Origin of the sequence: Streptomyces actuosus (assembly GCF_016921115.1) — a bacterium.
Classification (GTDB): domain Bacteria; phylum Actinomycetota; class Actinomycetes; order Streptomycetales; family Streptomycetaceae; genus Streptomyces; species Streptomyces actuosus_A.
On the sequence record NZ_JAFFZS010000015.1, the window covers coordinates 51652 to 68095 of the forward strand.

Below are 16444 nucleotides of genomic sequence, written 5' to 3' on the forward strand. Positions count from 1 at the left end.
GGTTCGATCCTATCCTTCCTGCACGATGCGTCCGGAGTTCTCGGCGATCGCTTGACGCAAGCCGGGGAAGAGCTTGCGCGGAATGCCGTAAAGATCCGGACCCTTGGTCGGATCGGAGATCTCTGGGTATTCCTTGAGCAGTTCCTTCCATTCCTGCCTGGTAAAGGCATCGCCGTCCGGATGGTCATCCTTGTTCTGCGGCAGAGCCGATTCCCGGATCGAGTCTCGGTAGTCTCTGGAGACTTCGAAGGAAACGATCTGTCCACCGTCCCCTCGATATTCGACGGTATGCCTGATGTCGTCGCTCATGTTCACATAGAGCTTGCCGTTCCCCGTAATGGTCACCTCCCCGTTCTCACCGATGTGAATGCGCTGGCTCAGCGGGTGGTCGGTCTGTTTGCGGTAGACCGTGATCGCGTCCTCGTCGCAGGGTGTGAGTCCCAGCGGATCCATCCACGTGAGCGGGTTGTGCACGTACGCCGTGGGGTTGGGCGCGGGCGCGAGACCCAAGGGATCGGCGGAGAGGTAGCGGGCTGTCTCCGGGTCATAGTGGCGGAAGTAGTTGTAGTGCAGGCCTGTCTCGGGGTCGCTGTACTGGCCGGGAAAGCGCAGCGGCGTATAGGCGGTGGCGTCCTTGTTCCAGGTGGTGGTGCCCCACAGGGTGGTACGGGTGCGCCAGGCAATGTCCCCCTTCTCGTCGACCAGCTCGCGCGGCGAGCCGACGAGGTCGGTGACGATCGCGAAGAAGCGCGAGTCGATCTCCTGCTGCGGGGCGTCGGCCACGGTGATGCGCTCGGTCTGGGCGATCGGCCTCAGCCCCTGGTGGTCCCAGGTGAGAGTGACCGGGTGCGGCAGGGCGGGGGCCCTTGTCGTCTGCTCGCACAGCGTCGTGCCGTCCCAGGTGAAGTCGACGCGTTCGACGATGGTGTCGCCGTCGGCGGCAAGGCGGAACTTCGCGGTGCGCCGGCCAAGCGGGTCATAGGTGTAGCGCCAGCAGGTGCCGTCCGGGGTGGTCACCTGGACGAGCCGGTCCTCCGTGTCCCACACGTAGCGCCAGGTCTCCGGCTTGCGCGACAGCCGGTTCTTCTGGCGCAGGGTGATCCGGCCGAGGGCGTCGTATCCGTAGCGAACGTTCCCGGCGCGGGTGATGCGGGTGCCGGTGTACACGCGCTCGCCGGTGGCCTCCTGGCCAGGGTAGGAGGCGGGCCAGGAGGCCGCCCTCTGGTTGCCGGCGGCGTCGTAGGCGTAGGTCTCGGTCCAGTTCTCGGCGTGGACGGCGGTGACGCGGCCGACCGGGTCGAGGTCGAAGCGGCGTGGGCCGTTCAGGCGGTCGTCGAGGACGACGAGACAACCGTCTCCGCGATAGGCGTAGGCGCGACGCTGAAGAGTGCGGTCGTTCCGGCCGACGGCCGACTGGGTGGCGAGTCGGCCCAGCGTGTCGTACGTGTTGTGCAGCGTGAGGAAGTCGCCGACATGCCGGGTGAGCTCGCGCCCCGCAGCATCGTAGGAGATGTCGACGGAGCGGCCGGAGGCGACGAGGCGGATACGCCGGCCTGTCGCGTCGTACGCCCACGTGCTGGTCGCGCCGCTGGGAGTCGTCCGCCCGTTACGGCGGCCCAACGCATCGTAGCGATAGGTGAGTTCACGTCCGCCGACGGTCTCCGAGCGGACGAGGCCGTACCGGTCGCGGGTGATGGACAGATGCGTGCCGTCGGGGCCAGTCGCCTCGGCGAGGCGGCCGCTCACATCGTAGGCGTAGGTGGTGACCCGGCCGCCGGCGTCCTTGCGGACGATCTGGCCCAGCGTGTTGCGCTCGAAGACCGTGGTCTCGCCCAAAGCGTTCGTCCGGGCGACCAGGCGGCCTGCGGCGTCGTGCCGATAGCTGAGCGCGCGGTCGTCGAAATCGGTCTCCATGGCCAGACGGCCCGCCGGGTCACGGGTGTACCTCCAGACCAGTCCCTGAGGGTTGGTGACCCGGGTGAGGCGCAGCTCAGTGTCGTGGCCGAACTCGTGGCGCACCCCGTCGGGGGTCGTGCGGGCAGTGAGCAGATCGAAGTGGGTGTACTCGAAACGGGTCTCGCCACCGAGTGGATCGATGTGGGTGGTGCAGTTGCCTTCGCCGTCATAGGTCCAGGACTCGCGGCTGCCGTCCGGCAGAGTGCGCCGGGCCAGTCGGTTCTCGGGCGTCCATTCCAGCCGGGTCGTCGCGCCCGTGGGGTCCGTACGGGTGACGGGGCGGCCAAGGGCGTCATGGGTCTGGCAAGTGACCGCCCCGAGCGGATCGGTGATCTCCTGGGGCAGCCCCGCCGGGTTGCAGAGGATGGTGGTGACGTTGCCGAGCGGGTCGGTGACCGAGGCCGAGCGCCCCGCCTCGTCGTAGGCGAAGCGGGTGGTGTGGCCGGCGGGGGTGGTGATGGACATACGGTTGCCGCGCTCGTCGTACGTGTACCAGGTGACGTTGCCGTCGGGGGTGCGGACGCTGACGGGCTGCGGGGACCCGCCGTACTCCGCGGTGGTCTCGGTGCCGTCGGGGCGTACCACCGCGACGAGCCGGCCCTCGTCGTCGTAGCGGTGGACCACGGTGTGGCCCAGGGGGTCGGTACGCGTGAGGAGGCGGTCCCGGTCGTCCCAGGTCTGAGTGGTCGTGTTCCCGAGCGGATCGGTGGTCGCGACGATCTGGCCGCGTGGGTTGGCGCGGTAGACGGTGGCATGACCGAGGGAGTCGGTGTAAGTGGCAGTGGTGGTCCCGTCGGCGTCCGGATCGCCGTATGCGATACGGGAGGTGAGGTAACCGCCACTGCCCTGGGTGGCGGTGACCCGGCCCCGGTCGTCGTACGTATAGGCGAAGACGGTGTCGTTGCTGTCGCGCCAGCCGGTGATGCGGTGCTCGTCGTCGTAGGTGAAGCAGGTGGTCGCGTCGACGGCGTTGGTCACCTCGGCCAGGTCACCGCTCTCGTCGTAGCGATAGCCGCGCAGCCGTACCGGGCCGTCCTCGGTCAGGGCGTGCACGGCGGTCACCCGGCCGGTGCCCTCGGCGCAGGTCGGTGTCAGCCGGTAGCCGCCGGAGTGGGTGACCTCCAGCAGGAGGTCGTTCGCGTCGCGTTCGAGGGTGATGTGATTGTGGTTCCGGTCCTCGACCCTGGCCAGCCACCAGATGCCATCGGTGGCCTCGGCGGGTTCGAAATGCCGGGTCAGGCCCGTGCAGGGGTCCTGCATCACCAGCACGTACCGGGCGCCCAGGGACACATACGTCAGCGACAGGCGCTCGCCCGCGATCGGGTCGACGCGGTCGCCGACGATGTCCGGGGTGCGTGGGTAGTAGAGGCTGGAGCCGTCCTCCCGGCGCCACCACACGCCGTCCGAACCCGGGTCGCGTTCCAGGCGCTCGTCCAGGGTGGAGGCCCAGGACGGGCCGAAGCAGGCGCCGTGCGTGTAGCCGGTGAGGTGCGTACGGCAGAGGGCCAGTGGGAGGATGCCAGGCAGGTCGACGTCGGTCTGGGCCAGAACCATCTGGCCGGAGGCCATGTCGATCGGGTCGCCGCAGGTCTCCTTGTTCGCCAGGGCACGGGCTTCCTTGGCGCGCTGCAGCCGGTCCGGATCGGGCCTGTCGTGGGTGTCGATCTTGAGGTGGGAGCCTGAGCCGGAGAGATGGTCGCCGCCGTCCTTGCCGTGGCCGTGCCTGCCCAGGGCGATACCATCGACCTTGCTGCGGATGTCGAGGTCGTTGTGCTTGTGCAGCCGGGAAGCGGCCCTCACCCGATCCGGCACCGTCTCCGTCACGTGCTTGGCGATCTTGCCGAGGGCCTTCTCGGAGCCGTGCAGTGCACCTTCCAGGACCGAGTCGAAGGCCCGGGTGAAGGGATCCTTACCCTTGGTGCGGCCGAAGAAGCTCTTGGCCCGGCCGAGCGGGGCCGCACTGTTCAGATGCAGTTCGCTGCCGTGGAAGGAAACCTTGCCGGCGCCGCTCTCGAACTCCTCGTGGTCGATGAACAGGTCCGCGCCCCCACCGCCGCCCGCCGAGTCGAGCCCGAAGCCGCCGCCAGCTGAGGCGAGTTGCATGCCGCCGTGCCCGTGGCCATGACCGGCACCGCCACCACCGGTCCCGTGGCCACCGCCACTGCCCGCGTTTCCGCCCGCGCCGGCGCCGGTCGGGTCGGGAGGCAGGAAGAAGGCGTCGTTCGCCAGGTTCAGGACCGCTTCCTCGACCATTGCCTCCAGCTTGGCGTTGACCGGCTCGGTGACCTTGGCGATCAGCTCGTTCACGATCTGGTCGGCCGCCTCGTCGATGATGCGTCTCACCAGCTGGCGCATGGCCGTGATCTCGGCCGCACCCAGGACTGCGGAGAGGCCTCCGGTGATGAAGGCCGCGCCGATCGAGAGGCCCACCGTGCCTGCCATGACGGCGAGTTCGGCCTCGGCCTTCGTCTTCATCCCGAAGATGATGTCCGCGACCACGTCACAGGCGTCGGCGAACAGGCGGGCCAGCTCCGGGATCTTGTCCAGGTGGCCGGCCTTGACCTGGTTCCAGTGTGCCTGCATCGAGTGCACGGCCCAACCCTTGGACGAGGCGAGGATCTGCCCCACCGCCTTGTGCGCGTCCCCGCCGTGTCCCTCGAACTTGTCGGCGAACTCCCGCATGGCAGTCGCCACGTGACGGTAGTCGTCCTCGTCGACGTTCGGGAAATCGATGCCGATGTAGTCCAGAACCTGGTCCAGCCAGCCCGGAATCGTGTAACCCATCCCTGTCGTCCCCCGTGTCCCGCGCCCCCAGAGCGAGGCCGCCGAGTGCGCTTCAGTGGCCTACTGACGGAGACGTTCCTGATGGAGCCCCGGTTGCGCATGTCGACGGGAGTGACCTGCCCGAACGGCCGACGGTACCTCACTCGCCCGCATCAGTGCGTGTGGCCACTCGCAGTGGGCGCCCGGCCGGTGTTCTTGACCGTCAGCGGCAGCAGCTTCTTACCGGTCGGGCCCACCTGGATCTGCGTGTCCATGGCAGGGCACACGCCGCAGTCGAAGCACGGGGTCCAGCGGCAGTCCTCGACCTCCGTCTCGTCCAGGGCGTCCTGCCAGTCCTCCCAGAGCCAGTCCTTGTCCAGGCCGGAGTCGAGGTGGTCCCAGGGAAGGACCTCCTCGTAGGTGCGCTCGCGGGTGGTGTACCAGTCGACGTCCACGCCGAAGTCCGCCAGGGCCTTGTCGGCGCACTCCATCCAGCGGTCGTAGGAGAAGTGCTCGCGCCAGCCGTCGAAGCGGCCTCCGTCGTCGTAGACGGCGCGGATGACGGCGCCGACGCGGCGGTCACCGCGGGAGAGCAGACCCTCGACGATGCCCGGCTTGCCGTCGTGGTAGCGGAAGCCGATGGAGCGGCCGTACTTCTTGTCGCCGCGGATCTTGCCGCGGAGCTTCTCCAGGCGGGCGTCGGTCTCCTCGGCGGACAGCTGCGGCGCCCACTGGAAGGGTGTGTGGGGCTTGGGGACGAAGCCGCCGATGGAGACCGTGCAGCGGATGTCGTTCGCGCGCGACACCTCGCGGCCCTTCTGGATCACGCGCGTGGCCATGTCGGCGATCTGGAGGACGTCGTCGTCGGTCTCCGTGGGCAGGCCGCACATGAAGTACAGCTTCACCTGACGCCAGCCGTTGCCGTAGGCCGTGGCGACGGTCCGGATCAGGTCGTCCTCCGAGACCATCTTGTTGATGACCTTGCGGATGCGCTCGGAGCCGCCCTCCGGGGCGAAGGTCAGGCCCGAGCGGCGGCCGTTGCGGGTGAGCTCGTTGGCCAGGTCGATGTTGAAGGCGTCGACGCGGGTGGAGGGCAGCGACAGGCCGATCTTGTCATCCTCGTAGCGGTCGGCGAGGCCGCGGGCGATGTCCCCGATCTCGCTGTGGTCCGCCGAGGACAGGGACAGCAGGCCGACCTCCTCGAAGCCGGTCGCCTTCAGGCCCTTGTCGACCATCTCGCCGATGCCGGTGATGGAGCGCTCGCGCACCGGGCGGGTGATCATTCCGGCCTGGCAGAAGCGGCAGCCGCGGGTGCAGCCGCGGAAGATCTCCACGGACATCCGCTCGTGGACCGTCTCGGCGAGCGGCACGAGGGGCTGCTTGGGGTAGGGCCACTCGTCCAGGTCCATCACGGTGTGCTTGGAGACACGCCAGGGCACGCCCGAGCGGTTCGGGACGACACGGCCGATCCGACCGTCGGGCAGGTACTCGACGTCGTAGAACCGCGGAACGTACACCCCGCCCGTCTTCGCCAGGCGCAGCAGCAGTTCGTCGCGGCCCCCGGGACGGCCCTCGGCCTTCCACTCCCGGACGATCCTGGTGATGTCGAGGACGGCCTGCTCGCCGTCGCCGATCACGGCGGCGTCGATGAAGTCGGCGATCGGCTCCGGGTTGAACGCCGCGTGGCCGCCGGCCACGACGACCGGGTCGTCGGCGGTCCGGTCGGCGGACTCCAGGGGGATGCCGGCGAGGTCGAGAGCGGCGAGCATGTTGGTGTAGCCGAGCTCCGTGGAGAAGCTGAGGCCGAACACGTCGAAGGCCTTGACCGGGCGGTGGCTGTCGACCGTGAACTGCGGGACGCGGTGCTCCCGCATCAGCGCCTCCAGGTCCGGCCACACGCTGTAGGTGCGCTCGGCGAGGACGCCCTCCTGCTCGTTGAGGACCTCGTAGAGGATCATGACGCCCTGGTTGGGCAGACCGACCTCGTACGCGTCCGGGTACATCAGCGCCCAGCGGACGTCGCAGGACTCCCACGGCTTGACCGTGGAGTTGAGCTCTCCACCGACGTACTGGATCGGCTTCTGCACGTGCGGGAGCAGAGCTTCGAGCTGCGGGAACACCGATGCAGCGGTTTCGGCAGGCATCTCGACGAACCTTCGTGAGCTGACAGGGGGGACCCTCAAGCCTAACCCGCTCCCGGACCTGTCCCGTACGCCCGGAAGGGCTCCCGCCGGCACCGCGGAAGCCCGTGGGGCATCAGAGTTCGGTCTCCCGCACGATCGACGCCCAGGTCGCGGGCAGTGCGTTCTCCGAGCGCTCCGCACGGCGTTCCTCGCGGCCGTACAGCAGGCCGTAGGTGAAGCTGCTCTCCCCCGCGTCATGGGCCTGGGCGGCGATGGCGCGGAGGGCCTCGCGGGTCATGACACTGTCCTGGTGGTCGCCCAGGAGGCTCTGGAGGGACTTCGCCGAGCGGACGAGGCCGGCGGCCGCGTCCCCGAGCGCGGGGGTGGCGGCCTCGGCGGCGTACCGGGTGCGTTTGGCCTTCTTGCGGGCCTCGTGCAGGGCCAGGTCGCGGTCGTGGCCGGGGGGCAGCTCCAGCGCGTGCTCGATCAGGCGTGAGAGGGCGGTGAAGTCCTTGCGGACCGCCTTGGCGATCACTTTCTCGGGTCGGCCGGCGGCGGCCGGGAGGAACGGGGGGTCGGCGATCAGCGCGTCGAGTGCGTCGAGGAGGGCGAGGTGGCGCGCGCCGTCCAGAACGGCGATCAGGTGGCGGCGCGAGCCGCCGCTGCGGGCGTGCGCCCAGGTGCGCAGGCGGGTGCGGACGGGACCGACGGTGAGGTGGCGGGGCAGCTCGGCGACGGCGGCGGTGAGGCGTTCGGTGAGGACCTCCTGGTCGCGGTCGATGCCGAGCTCGCCCGCGAGCCACTTCAGCTCCTCGCCGACGGGGTCGGTGACGGCGCGGTCGAGGACGCGGCGGTAGGAGCGGAAGGCGCTGCGCATGCGGCGGGTGGCGACGCGCATGCGGTGCACGGAGTCGTAGGTGTCCAGGCGCACGGCCGGGTCGAGGGCGACGATGGCGTCCCGCTGGGCGCGCAGGTACGCCAGGACGTGGTCTCCGGCGGTGAGGGGGTCCGGGGCGGGCCGGTGTCGGCGCTTCTTCTTGGGGGTCGTCTCGGCGAGTGCCCGAGCCAGTTTCGAGGACGATCCGGAGGGCCGTACGCCGGCCTTGCGCAGGCGTTTCTCGACGCGGTCGAGGAAGGCGGGGTCGCCGCCGTCAGCGAGTTCGACCTCGATCTCGGTCCATTGGGCGTGACCGCCCTTGCCGGTGAGCCGGTCGGCGCGGACGGCGTCCAGGCTCACCTCGGCGAGCAGCCGGCCGTCGGCGTCGAGGAGGTCGCGCAGGTCGCGGTCGGAGCGGAGGCGGACTGTCGGCAGCAGTTCGGCGCCGCGGACGCGGGAGCGGACCAGGGCGGCGAGGGTGCGGGGGATGCTGTCGCCCAGGGGGGCGCGGATCTCGTCGCGGACGCCGGGCGCGACGGGGACCTTGAGGTGCCAGCCGGCGTCCGGGCCGCCGGTGCGACGGCGCAGGGTGATCGAGGCGGCGGCGAGGCGCTCGTCGGCGGTGTCGTAGTAGGTGGCGTCGAGTTCGGTGACGCCCTTGTCGAGGACGGTCGCGACGCCGGCGACGCCGGTCAGATCGGGCAGCCCGCTGTCGTCGGATTCGTACTTGCGCTCGATCTCGCGTTTCGTCTCCGCCATGCACTGAATCTAATGGCAGTGAGGCGGCTGCGGCAGGGCCGACGTTCGCTCGTTTGCCGGTCGGCGGCCGGATTCCGCCCGTCGGCCGGAGGAATCCGGTCCCGCCCGGGTGGACGCCGGGCGCCGGGCCGGGTCCGGCCGCGGCCCGGTGCCGCGGCCGGAGGGGTTCACGCGCCGGTGAAGGTTGGTGAAGGTTTCCGGCCGCAGCAGGCACTAGGCGGACATGGGTCGTTGGACCCGGATCGACTGGAGAAGTCCTACGGCGACCCATATGGCGAACATGGACGAACCGCCGTAGGAGACGAAGGGCAGCGGCAGGCCGGTCACCGGCATGATGCCGAGGGTCATGCCGATGTTCTCGAAGGACTGGAAGGCGAACCAGGCGACCACGCCGGCGGCGACGATGGTGCCGTAGAGCTCGGTCGTCTCGCGGGCGATGCGGCAGGCCCGCCACAGCACCACGCCGAGCAGCGCGATGATCAGGCCGGCGCCCACGAAGCCCAGTTCCTCGCCGGCCACGGTGAAGACGAAGTCCGTCTGCTGCTCGGGCACGAACTGGCCCGTGGTCTGTGAGCCGTGGAAGAGGCCGGAGCCGGTGAGGCCGCCGGAGCCGATGGCGATGCGGGCCTGGTTGGTGTTGTAGCCGACACCGGCCGGGTCGAGGTCCGGGTTGGCGAAGGCGGCGAAGCGGTTGATCTGGTACTCGTCCAGGATGTGCAGCTGCCACACGGCGACGGCGCCGAGTGCTCCGGCACCGATCAGGCCGAAGACCCAGCGGTTGGAGGCGCCGGAGGCGAGCAGCACGCCGAGCACGATGATGACCATGACCATGACCGAGCCGAGGTCGGGCATGAGGAGCACGATCAGCATGGGCACGGCGGCCAGCCCCAGGGCCTGCAGCACGGTCCTGTGGTCCGGGTAGGGCTTGTCACCCGCGTCCACCCGGGCGGCGAGCAGCATCGCCATGCCGAGGATGATCGTGACCTTGACGAACTCCGAGGGCTGGAGCGAGAAGCCGCCGCCGAGCACGATCCACGAGTGGGCGCCGTTGACGGTGGAGCCGAGCGGGGTGAGCACGAGCAGGATGCCGAGGACCGACAGGCCGTACAGGACGGGTACCGCGTTGCGCAGCGCGCGGTGGCCGAGCCAGACCGTGCCGATCATCAGCGCGAGACCGATGCCGGTGTTCATCAGGTGCCGCACGAGGAAGTAGTACGGGTCGCCCTGGTTGATCACCGTGCGGTTGCGGGTCGCGGAGAAGACCAGCACCGAGCCGATGAGCGACAGGGACAGCGCCGACAGCAGGATCGGCCAGTCGAGGCGGCGGGCGACGGAGTCGCGGGCGAACATCCTCGTCCAGCCCGCGCGCTCCGGTCCGTACCCGGAGACGGAGAAGCCGTTGGCCCCGGTCATGTGAGCTTCCTCCGGCTTCCCCGGCGCGGTGTCTTCCGTCGCCTGCGCGTGTCCCGGTTGGCGGCCGCGGGGGACGCGGTCGTCGCGCCCGGCTGCTGCTCGTCCGGTGCGGTGGCGCCCTCCTGGTAGGCGCGGGCGTCCTTGGCCGGGTCCTTGGCGACCTTCGGGGAGGTGATGGTGCCGTCGGTCTTGATCTTCGGCAGACCCTTCTGCGGGGAGGGCAGCAGCGCCTTGCTCCGGTCGATGGAGCCCGTGTCGGTGACGCCGTACAGAGCGTCGTATATGTTGCGCACGGCCGGGCCGGAGGCGCCGGAGCCCGTACCGCCCTGGGAGATCGTCATGACGATCGCGTAGTCCTTGGTGTACGTGGCGAACCAGGAGGTGGTCTGCTTGCCGTAGACCTCCGCGGTACCGGTCTTGGCGTGCATCGGGATCTTGTCCTGCGGCCAGCCGACCTGTGCGAACCGCCAGGCGGCGGTACCGCGGGTGGCGACTCCGGCGAGGGCCTCGTCCATCTGGTCCCGCGTGGCGGCGCTTATCGGCAGCCTGCCGTGGGACTTGGGCTTGATCTCGGTGACGGTCCTGCCGTCGGGGCTGACGACGGCCTTGCCGATGGTCGGGTTGTACAGGGTGCCGCCGTTGGAGATGGCCGCGTAGATGGTGGCCATCTGGATCGGGGTCACGAGGGTGTCGCCCTGGCCGATGGAGTAGTTGATCTCGTCACCGGCGCGCATCCGGTTGCCTTCGAGGCAGTTCTCGTAGGCGATCTTCTCGACGTAGGTGCCGTCCTTCTTGCCCTGCTTGCACCAGGCGTCCTTGTTGGCCTGCCAGAACCGCTGCTTCCACTGGCGGTCGGGGACGCGGCCGGTGACCTCGTTGGGCAGGTCGATGCCGGTCTCCTTGCCGAGGCCGAACTGGTGGGCGGCCTTGAAGAAGTAGTCGTTGGCGTTCTTCTTCGGCGTGATGCCGCCGTCCCGCTGCCATTCCTTGTGCGCGAGGCCGTAGAAGACGGTGTCGCAGGAGACCTCCAGGGCGCGGCCCAGGCTGATGGGGCCGAAGTTCTCCGACTCGAAGTTCTTGAAGACCTGGTTGCCGACCGAGTAGGAGCTGGTGCAGGGGTAGCGGCCGTCGAAGGGGTAGCCGGCCTCGACGGCGGCAGCGGTGGAGATCACCTTGAAGGTGGAGCCGGGGGCGGACTGGCCCTGCGTGGCCCTGTTGAGGAGCGGGTAGTTGGAGTCCTTGCCGGTGAGCTTGGCGTAGTCCTTGGCGGAGATGCCGCCGACCCAGGCGTTGGGGTCGTAGGTCGGGTTGGAGGCCATGGCGACGATCCGGCCGGTCTTGGCCTCCATCACGACGACGGCGCCCGAGTCGGCCTTGTACTTCTCTCCGGTGACCCGGTCCCACTGCTGGCGGGCGGTCTTCATCGCCTCGTTCAGCTCGTACTCGGCGATGCGCTGGACCCGGGCGTCGATGCTGGTGACGAGGTTGGCGCCGGGCTGGGCCGGGTCGGCCTCGGCCTGGCCGATGACCCGTCCGAGGTTGTCGACCTCGTAGCGGGTGACGCCGGCCTTGCCGCGCAGTTCCCTGTCGTACTCCCGCTCCAGGCCGGAGCGGCCGACCTGGTCGGAGCGGAGGTAGGGCGAGTCGGTGTCCTGGGCGGCCTGGATCTCGTCGTCGGTGACGGGCGAGAGGTAGCCCAGGACCTGGGCGGTGTTGGCCTTGCCGGGAGCGGGGTAGCGGCGCACGGCCTCCGGTTCGGCGGTGATGCCGGGGAAGTCCTCGGAGCGCTCGCGGATCTGCAGGGCCTGCTTGGGGGTGGCCTCGTCGGTGATGGGGATCGGCTGGTAGGGCGAGCCGTTCCAGCAGGGCTGGGGGGTCTTGGCGTCGCACAGCCGGACCTTGAGCATGACGTCCTGGGGGTCCATGCCGAGGACGCCGGCGAGTTTGGTGAGGACGGCCTTGCCGTCGTCCTTCTGTTTCAGCAGGTCGGTGCGGGAGGCGGAGACCACCAGGCGGGTCTCGTTGTCGGCGAGGGGCACGCCCCGGGCGTCGAGGATGGAACCGCGCACCGCCGGCTGGACGACCCGCTGGACGTGGTTGCCCGAGGCCTCCTTCGCGTACTCGGCGCCCTCGCGGATCTGGAGGTACCACAGGCGTCCGCCGAGGGTGCCGAGCAGGGAGAGGACGAGGATCTGGATGACGACGAGCCGGATCTGCACGCGGGGCGTCCGGCCGGTCTCGGGGATGTTGGTCACTGCTGCTGCCTCCCCCTTTCAGTGCTCGGACGAGTGGCCGGGTGCGAGCGGGTGGATGTGGTCGACCGGGCGGACGCAGTCGTACGGGCGGACGCGGTCGAAGGGACGGGCGTGGTCGAGCGGACGGCGTGCCGGGCCGGGAGGGTGGGTCCGGGCGGTCGGTTGCGGCCGGGCGATCGCCGGCGTTCGTGTGTCCAACGCCCGGCCGTCCAGGCCGGGTTCCCCCCGTACTCACCCGTTCCGGTGAAGCTTGCTGTGGTCACAGCCTCTTGACCCCCTTGATGCGTCCGGCGCGGGCGGTGCGGGCGCGGGCCGCCTTCACCCGCAGCCCGTTGCGCTGCCCACCGATCTTCAGGCCGGTGCCGCCCGCCAGCCAGCCCGAGGAGATGTCGGTGGATCTGGCGGAGGAGCCGGCGTCGGAGAGCGGATCGTTCTCGGCGCGGCGGGCCAGCGCCATGACGCCCGGGACCACGAAGGGCGCGAGCAGCAGGTCGTAGAGGGCGGCCGAGAAGAGCAGGCCGGTCAGGCCGACGTGGCGGGCGGCGGTGTCACCGACGAGGGCGCCGACACCCGCGTACAGCAGCGTGGAGCCGATCGCGGCGGCGACGACCGTCACCATGGGGCCGGTGGCCGACTTGACCTGGCCGTTCTCCGGTTTGATCAGTCCGGCGCAGTAGCCGATGACGCACAGCACCAGCGCGTAGCGACCGGCAGCGTGGTCGGCCGGCGGGGCGAGGTCGGCGAGCAGTCCGGCGCCGAAGCCGATGAGGGCACCGCCGACGTGGCCGTAGACCATGGCGAGGCCGAGGACGGTGAGCAGGAGCAGGTCGGGGACGGCGCCCGGCAGGTGGAGGCGGGCGAGGACGCTCACCTGGACCACCAGGGCGACGACCACCAGCACCGTGGAGAGCAGGATCCGGTTGACGCGCATGGAAAAGTCAGCTCCTACCGCTGCTCTTGGCCGTCTTGCTGCTGTCCGCCGTCGGCGGACGGTCCGCCGTCGACGGGCTGCCGCCCCTCGACGAGTTGTTCCTCGGTGCCCTGCTGCAGGCCGTCGGCCGGCGCCGTGGCGCCGGGCGTGACGGTGACGGTGACCGTCGGTGTCGGGGTCGGCTTGGGCTTCGGCGGGAGTACGGTGTCGCGCGGGTCCTTCTTCGGCGCCTCGACGACGACGCCGACGATGTCGAGCCGGGTGAAGCCGACGAACGGCGTGACGTAGAGGGTGCGGGTCAGGTCGCCCCCGGAGGGGTCGACCCGGGAGACGATGCCGACGGGGACTCCGGGGACGAAGGGCTTGTCGGCCTGCGAGCCGAAGGTGACCAGGCGGTCGCCCTTCTTGACGTCGGCCTTGCCGTTGAGGAGCTCCACGCGCAGCGGGCGGTCGCCCTGCCCGGAGGCGAAGCCGAGCTCGTCGCTGCCCTCCATCCGGGTGCCGACGGTGAAGTCGGGGTCGTTGGCGAGCAGGACGGTGGCGGTGCCGGGTCCGACGGTGGTGACGCGGCCGACGAGCCCGTCGCCGTTGAGGACGGTCATGTCCCGCCGGATGCCGTCGTCGGCGCCGACGTCGATGGTGATGGTCCAGGAGAAGCCCTGGGCTGCTCCTATGGCGATGACCTGGGCGCCCTTGATGCCGTACTGCCCCTCGCCGGCGACCTTGAGCATCGTGTCGAGCTGCTTGAGGCGGCTGCGGTTGCGGTCATCGCTGCCGAGCTTCGCCTTGAGGGCCGCGTTCTCCTTCTCCAGCCGCGCCAGCCGGTCGTGACGCTCACCGGAGTCGCGGACCGCCGAGACGGCGTCGCCGACCGGGTTCACCGCCGACGACACGCCGTTCTCGATCGGACCGAAGACCGCGGCCGCGGCCTGCCGGGCACCGTCGACCGGGGAGTCCTTGCCGCCGCGGATGTCCACCGTGATCAGCGCGAACGCGATGGCGATCAGCAGCACCAGGAGCAGCCGGCTCTCTCGTGTGTCCCTCACGTGCGGCGGCCGTGCCCTTCCTCATAGGAATTCGGGGAGCCCCGGGGCACGCCCAGGGCTTCATGGGGAGCTTATGTCTCGATATCAACGATCCGCCGCACGAGAGGAGATCGTCTCGTACGGCGGAAGCGTCCCGGCGCGTCATCTGCGGGGGGCGGCGTCCAGCACCTGCTGGAGCGCCTCGAACTCCTCCACGCACTTGCCGGAGCCGAGGGCCACGCTGTCCAGCGGTTCCTCGGCGATGTGGATCGGCATGCCGGTCTCGCGGCGCAGCCGCTCGTCGAGGCCGCGCAGCAGTGCTCCGCCGCCCGTCAGAACGATTCCGCGGTCCATGATGTCGCCGGACAGCTCCGGCGGGCACTTGTCGAGGGTCGTCTTCACCGCGTCGACGATGGCGTTGACGGGCTCCTCGATCGCCTTCCGCACCTCAGCGGCGGAGATGACGACCGTCTTGGGCAGCCCGGAGACGAGGTCCCGGCCGCGGATTTCGGTGTGCTCGTCGGAGTCGAGGTCGTACGCCGAACCGACCGTGATCTTGATCTGTTCGGCCGTCCGCTCACCCAGCAGGAGCGAGTACTCCTTCTTGACGTGCTGGATGATCGCGTTGTCCAGCTCGTCGCCCGCCACGCGGATGGACTGGGCGGTGACGATGCCGCCGAGGGAGATGACCGCTACCTCCGTCGTGCCGCCGCCGATGTCCACCACCATGTTGCCCGTGGCCTCGTGGACCGGCAGGCCGGAGCCGATGGCCGCGGCCATGGGCTCCTCGATGATGTGCACCTGACGGGCGCCGGCCTGGGTCGACGCCTCGATGACGGCACGGCGCTCGACGCCGGTGATACCGGAGGGCACACACACGACGACGCGCGGCCGGGCGAGATACCGCCGCTTGTGGATCTTCAGAATGAAATAGCGGAGCATCCGCTCGGTGATCTCGAAGTCGGCGATCACGCCGTCCTTCAGCGGACGCACGGCAACAATGTTGCCGGGCGTGCGCCCGATCATCTTCTTCGCTTCGGCGCCGACCGCGAGGATGCCACCGGTGTTGGTGTTGATCGCGACGACGGACGGCTCGTTGAGTACGATCCCGCGACCCCTCACGTACACCAGCGTGTTGGCGGTCCCGAGGTCGACAGCCATGTCACGGCCGATGAACGACATTGAGTTCCCCATCAGGATTCGTCTGGCCTTCCCATGAGCTTTTGAGGGCTTTTCAGGTCGGCAAAGTGGGTGCTGTGACGTGAAGGGCTCCATCGTAGTGGCGCCCGCACGAACACTGCGCGAGGGTCTTCGCCATTGTCAGCAGATGGCGAGCCACCTCGCTTGTGGAGACGACCCATCGGGGGCACACGTTCCCCCGATCGGCGCGGCATATGCCAAGGGACGGCCGAAAAGGTACGGCCGTCCCTGCTTTCGACGCGGGTCGAGATGACGGAGTCTCAGAAAAAACATTTCCGAGACCTGGGTGTGACAGCTCAGGCGCGGCCCGGGAAGAAGATCTTCACCTCGCGCTCGGCGGACTCCTCGGAGTCGGAGGCGTGAATCAGGTTCTCACGCACGATCACGCCGTAGTCGCCCCGGATGGAGCCGGGCGCGGCGGCGATCGGGTCGGTCGGACCGGCCAGCCGGCGCAGGCCCTCGATGACCCGCTCGCCCTCGACGATCATCGCCACGACGGCACCGGAGGCCATGAACTCCACCAGCGGCTCGTAGAACGGCTTGCCCTTGTGCTCTCCGTAGTGCTGCTCCAGCGTGTCCTGGTCCAGCGTACGCAGCTCCAGCGCGGTGATCTGCCAGCCGGCCTTGCGCTCGATACGGCTGATGATCTCGCCGGTCAGGCCACGACGGACGGCGTCGGGCTTGAGAAGGACGAGGGTGCGCTGGGTCACGGGAGGACTCCTTTATTCCTGCCAGGTGTGCGGTGGCACGAGGTTACAGGGCGTGTCGACACGCCCGTCAGGCAGCGTCAGCCGTGGAGGAACCGCTCTGCGCGGCGAATCTCGCCCTCGCCTCGTCGACCTTCCGCCCGAAGTGCACCGAGGCCCACCACAGCACGGCGAACACCGCACCCATGAAGAACATCGTCGGCACGAAGAACCCGGAGGCGACGAGCACGAGCTGCAGCACCCAGCCGAGCGCCACCCCGCCGGGCCTGGTCACCAGGCCGCACAGGAGCAGGCACAGCACCATCGCGGTGCCGCTGACCGCCCACACCGTGCCGGTGGACAGGTCCGGGTCCTTCATCGCGACCAGCGCGGCGAACCCGATGACGAAGAACTCGCCGATCAGCGTCGAGGAGCAGAGCGTACGCACAGGTGACC

11 protein-coding genes are annotated in these 16444 nt (G+C 69.6%); all 11 read right to left on the reverse strand.

Translation table 11 applies throughout. From position 1 onward, the window contains the following. Nucleotides 1–9 precede the first annotated feature (9 nt). The gene (locus JS756_RS19795) at nt 10–4740 is read right to left on the reverse strand and encodes an RHS repeat-associated core domain-containing protein (protein WP_205384456.1); all 4731 of its coding nucleotides are present in this window, start codon (nt 4738–4740) and stop codon (nt 10–12) included. A 152-nt stretch (nt 4741–4892) separates the two neighbouring features. Next, the gene (locus JS756_RS19800) at nt 4893–6863 is read right to left on the reverse strand and encodes a TIGR03960 family B12-binding radical SAM protein (RefSeq protein WP_205384457.1); all 1971 of its coding nucleotides are present in this window, start codon (nt 6861–6863) and stop codon (nt 4893–4895) included. A 112-nt stretch (nt 6864–6975) separates the two neighbouring features. Continuing rightward, complete coding sequence (locus JS756_RS19805; protein ID WP_205384458.1) at nt 6976–8478, reverse strand: CYTH and CHAD domain-containing protein; 1503 nt, start codon at nt 8476–8478, stop codon at nt 6976–6978. 213 nt (nt 8479–8691) lie between these two features. Then, a complete protein-coding gene (gene rodA / locus JS756_RS19810; RefSeq protein WP_205384459.1) occupies nt 8692–9891 on the reverse strand; it encodes a rod shape-determining protein RodA in 1200 nt (399 codons plus the stop codon). Beyond that, nucleotides 9888–12146 carry a penicillin-binding protein 2 gene (mrdA, locus tag JS756_RS19815; RefSeq protein ID WP_205384460.1) on the reverse strand — a complete coding sequence of 753 codons (2259 nt, stop codon included), beginning with the start codon at nt 12144–12146 and terminating at the stop codon, nt 9888–9890. The genes rodA and mrdA overlap by 4 nt, the downstream gene beginning before the upstream one ends. A gap of 18 nt (nt 12147–12164) precedes the next feature. Then, the gene (locus JS756_RS19820; RefSeq protein ID WP_205384461.1) at nt 12165–12344 is read right to left on the reverse strand and encodes a hypothetical protein; all 180 of its coding nucleotides are present in this window, start codon (nt 12342–12344) and stop codon (nt 12165–12167) included. 61 nt (nt 12345–12405) lie between these two features. Next, on the reverse strand, nt 12406–13077 hold the full coding sequence (gene mreD, locus JS756_RS19825; protein WP_205384462.1) for a rod shape-determining protein MreD: 672 nt from the start codon (nt 13075–13077) through the stop codon (nt 12406–12408). 14 nt (nt 13078–13091) lie between these two features. Further along, complete coding sequence (mreC, locus tag JS756_RS19830; protein WP_205384463.1) at nt 13092–14123, reverse strand: rod shape-determining protein MreC; 1032 nt, start codon at nt 14121–14123, stop codon at nt 13092–13094. 141 nt (nt 14124–14264) lie between these two features. Continuing rightward, entirely contained in the window at nt 14265–15284 is a 1020-nt protein-coding gene (locus JS756_RS19835; RefSeq protein WP_205384464.1) for a rod shape-determining protein, read from the reverse strand. A gap of 314 nt (nt 15285–15598) precedes the next feature. Continuing rightward, a complete protein-coding gene (gene ndk / locus JS756_RS19840; RefSeq protein WP_205384465.1) occupies nt 15599–16012 on the reverse strand; it encodes a nucleoside-diphosphate kinase in 414 nt (137 codons plus the stop codon). A gap of 67 nt (nt 16013–16079) precedes the next feature. Continuing rightward, on the reverse strand, nt 16080–16436 hold the full coding sequence (locus JS756_RS19845; RefSeq protein ID WP_205384466.1) for a DUF4233 domain-containing protein: 357 nt from the start codon (nt 16434–16436) through the stop codon (nt 16080–16082). Nucleotides 16437–16444 lie beyond the last annotated feature (8 nt).

Bases quoted from the DNA above. Each gene is read 5' to 3' on its own strand.
- JS756_RS19795 (WP_205384456.1), bottom strand. From the start codon at position 4,740: ATGGGTTACACGATTCCGGGCTGGCTGGACCAGGTTCTGGACTACATC.
- JS756_RS19800 (WP_205384457.1), bottom strand. From the start codon at position 6,863: ATGCCTGCCGAAACCGCTGCATCGGTGTTCCCGCAGCTCGAAGCTCTG.
- JS756_RS19805 (WP_205384458.1), bottom strand. From the start codon at position 8,478: ATGGCGGAGACGAAACGCGAGATCGAGCGCAAGTACGAATCCGACGAC.
- rodA (WP_205384459.1), bottom strand. From the start codon at position 9,891: ATGACCGGGGCCAACGGCTTCTCCGTCTCCGGGTACGGACCGGAGCGC.
- mreD (WP_205384462.1), bottom strand. From the start codon at position 13,077: ATGCGCGTCAACCGGATCCTGCTCTCCACGGTGCTGGTGGTCGTCGCC.
- JS756_RS19835 (WP_205384464.1), bottom strand. From the start codon at position 15,284: ATGTCGTTCATCGGCCGTGACATGGCTGTCGACCTCGGGACCGCCAAC.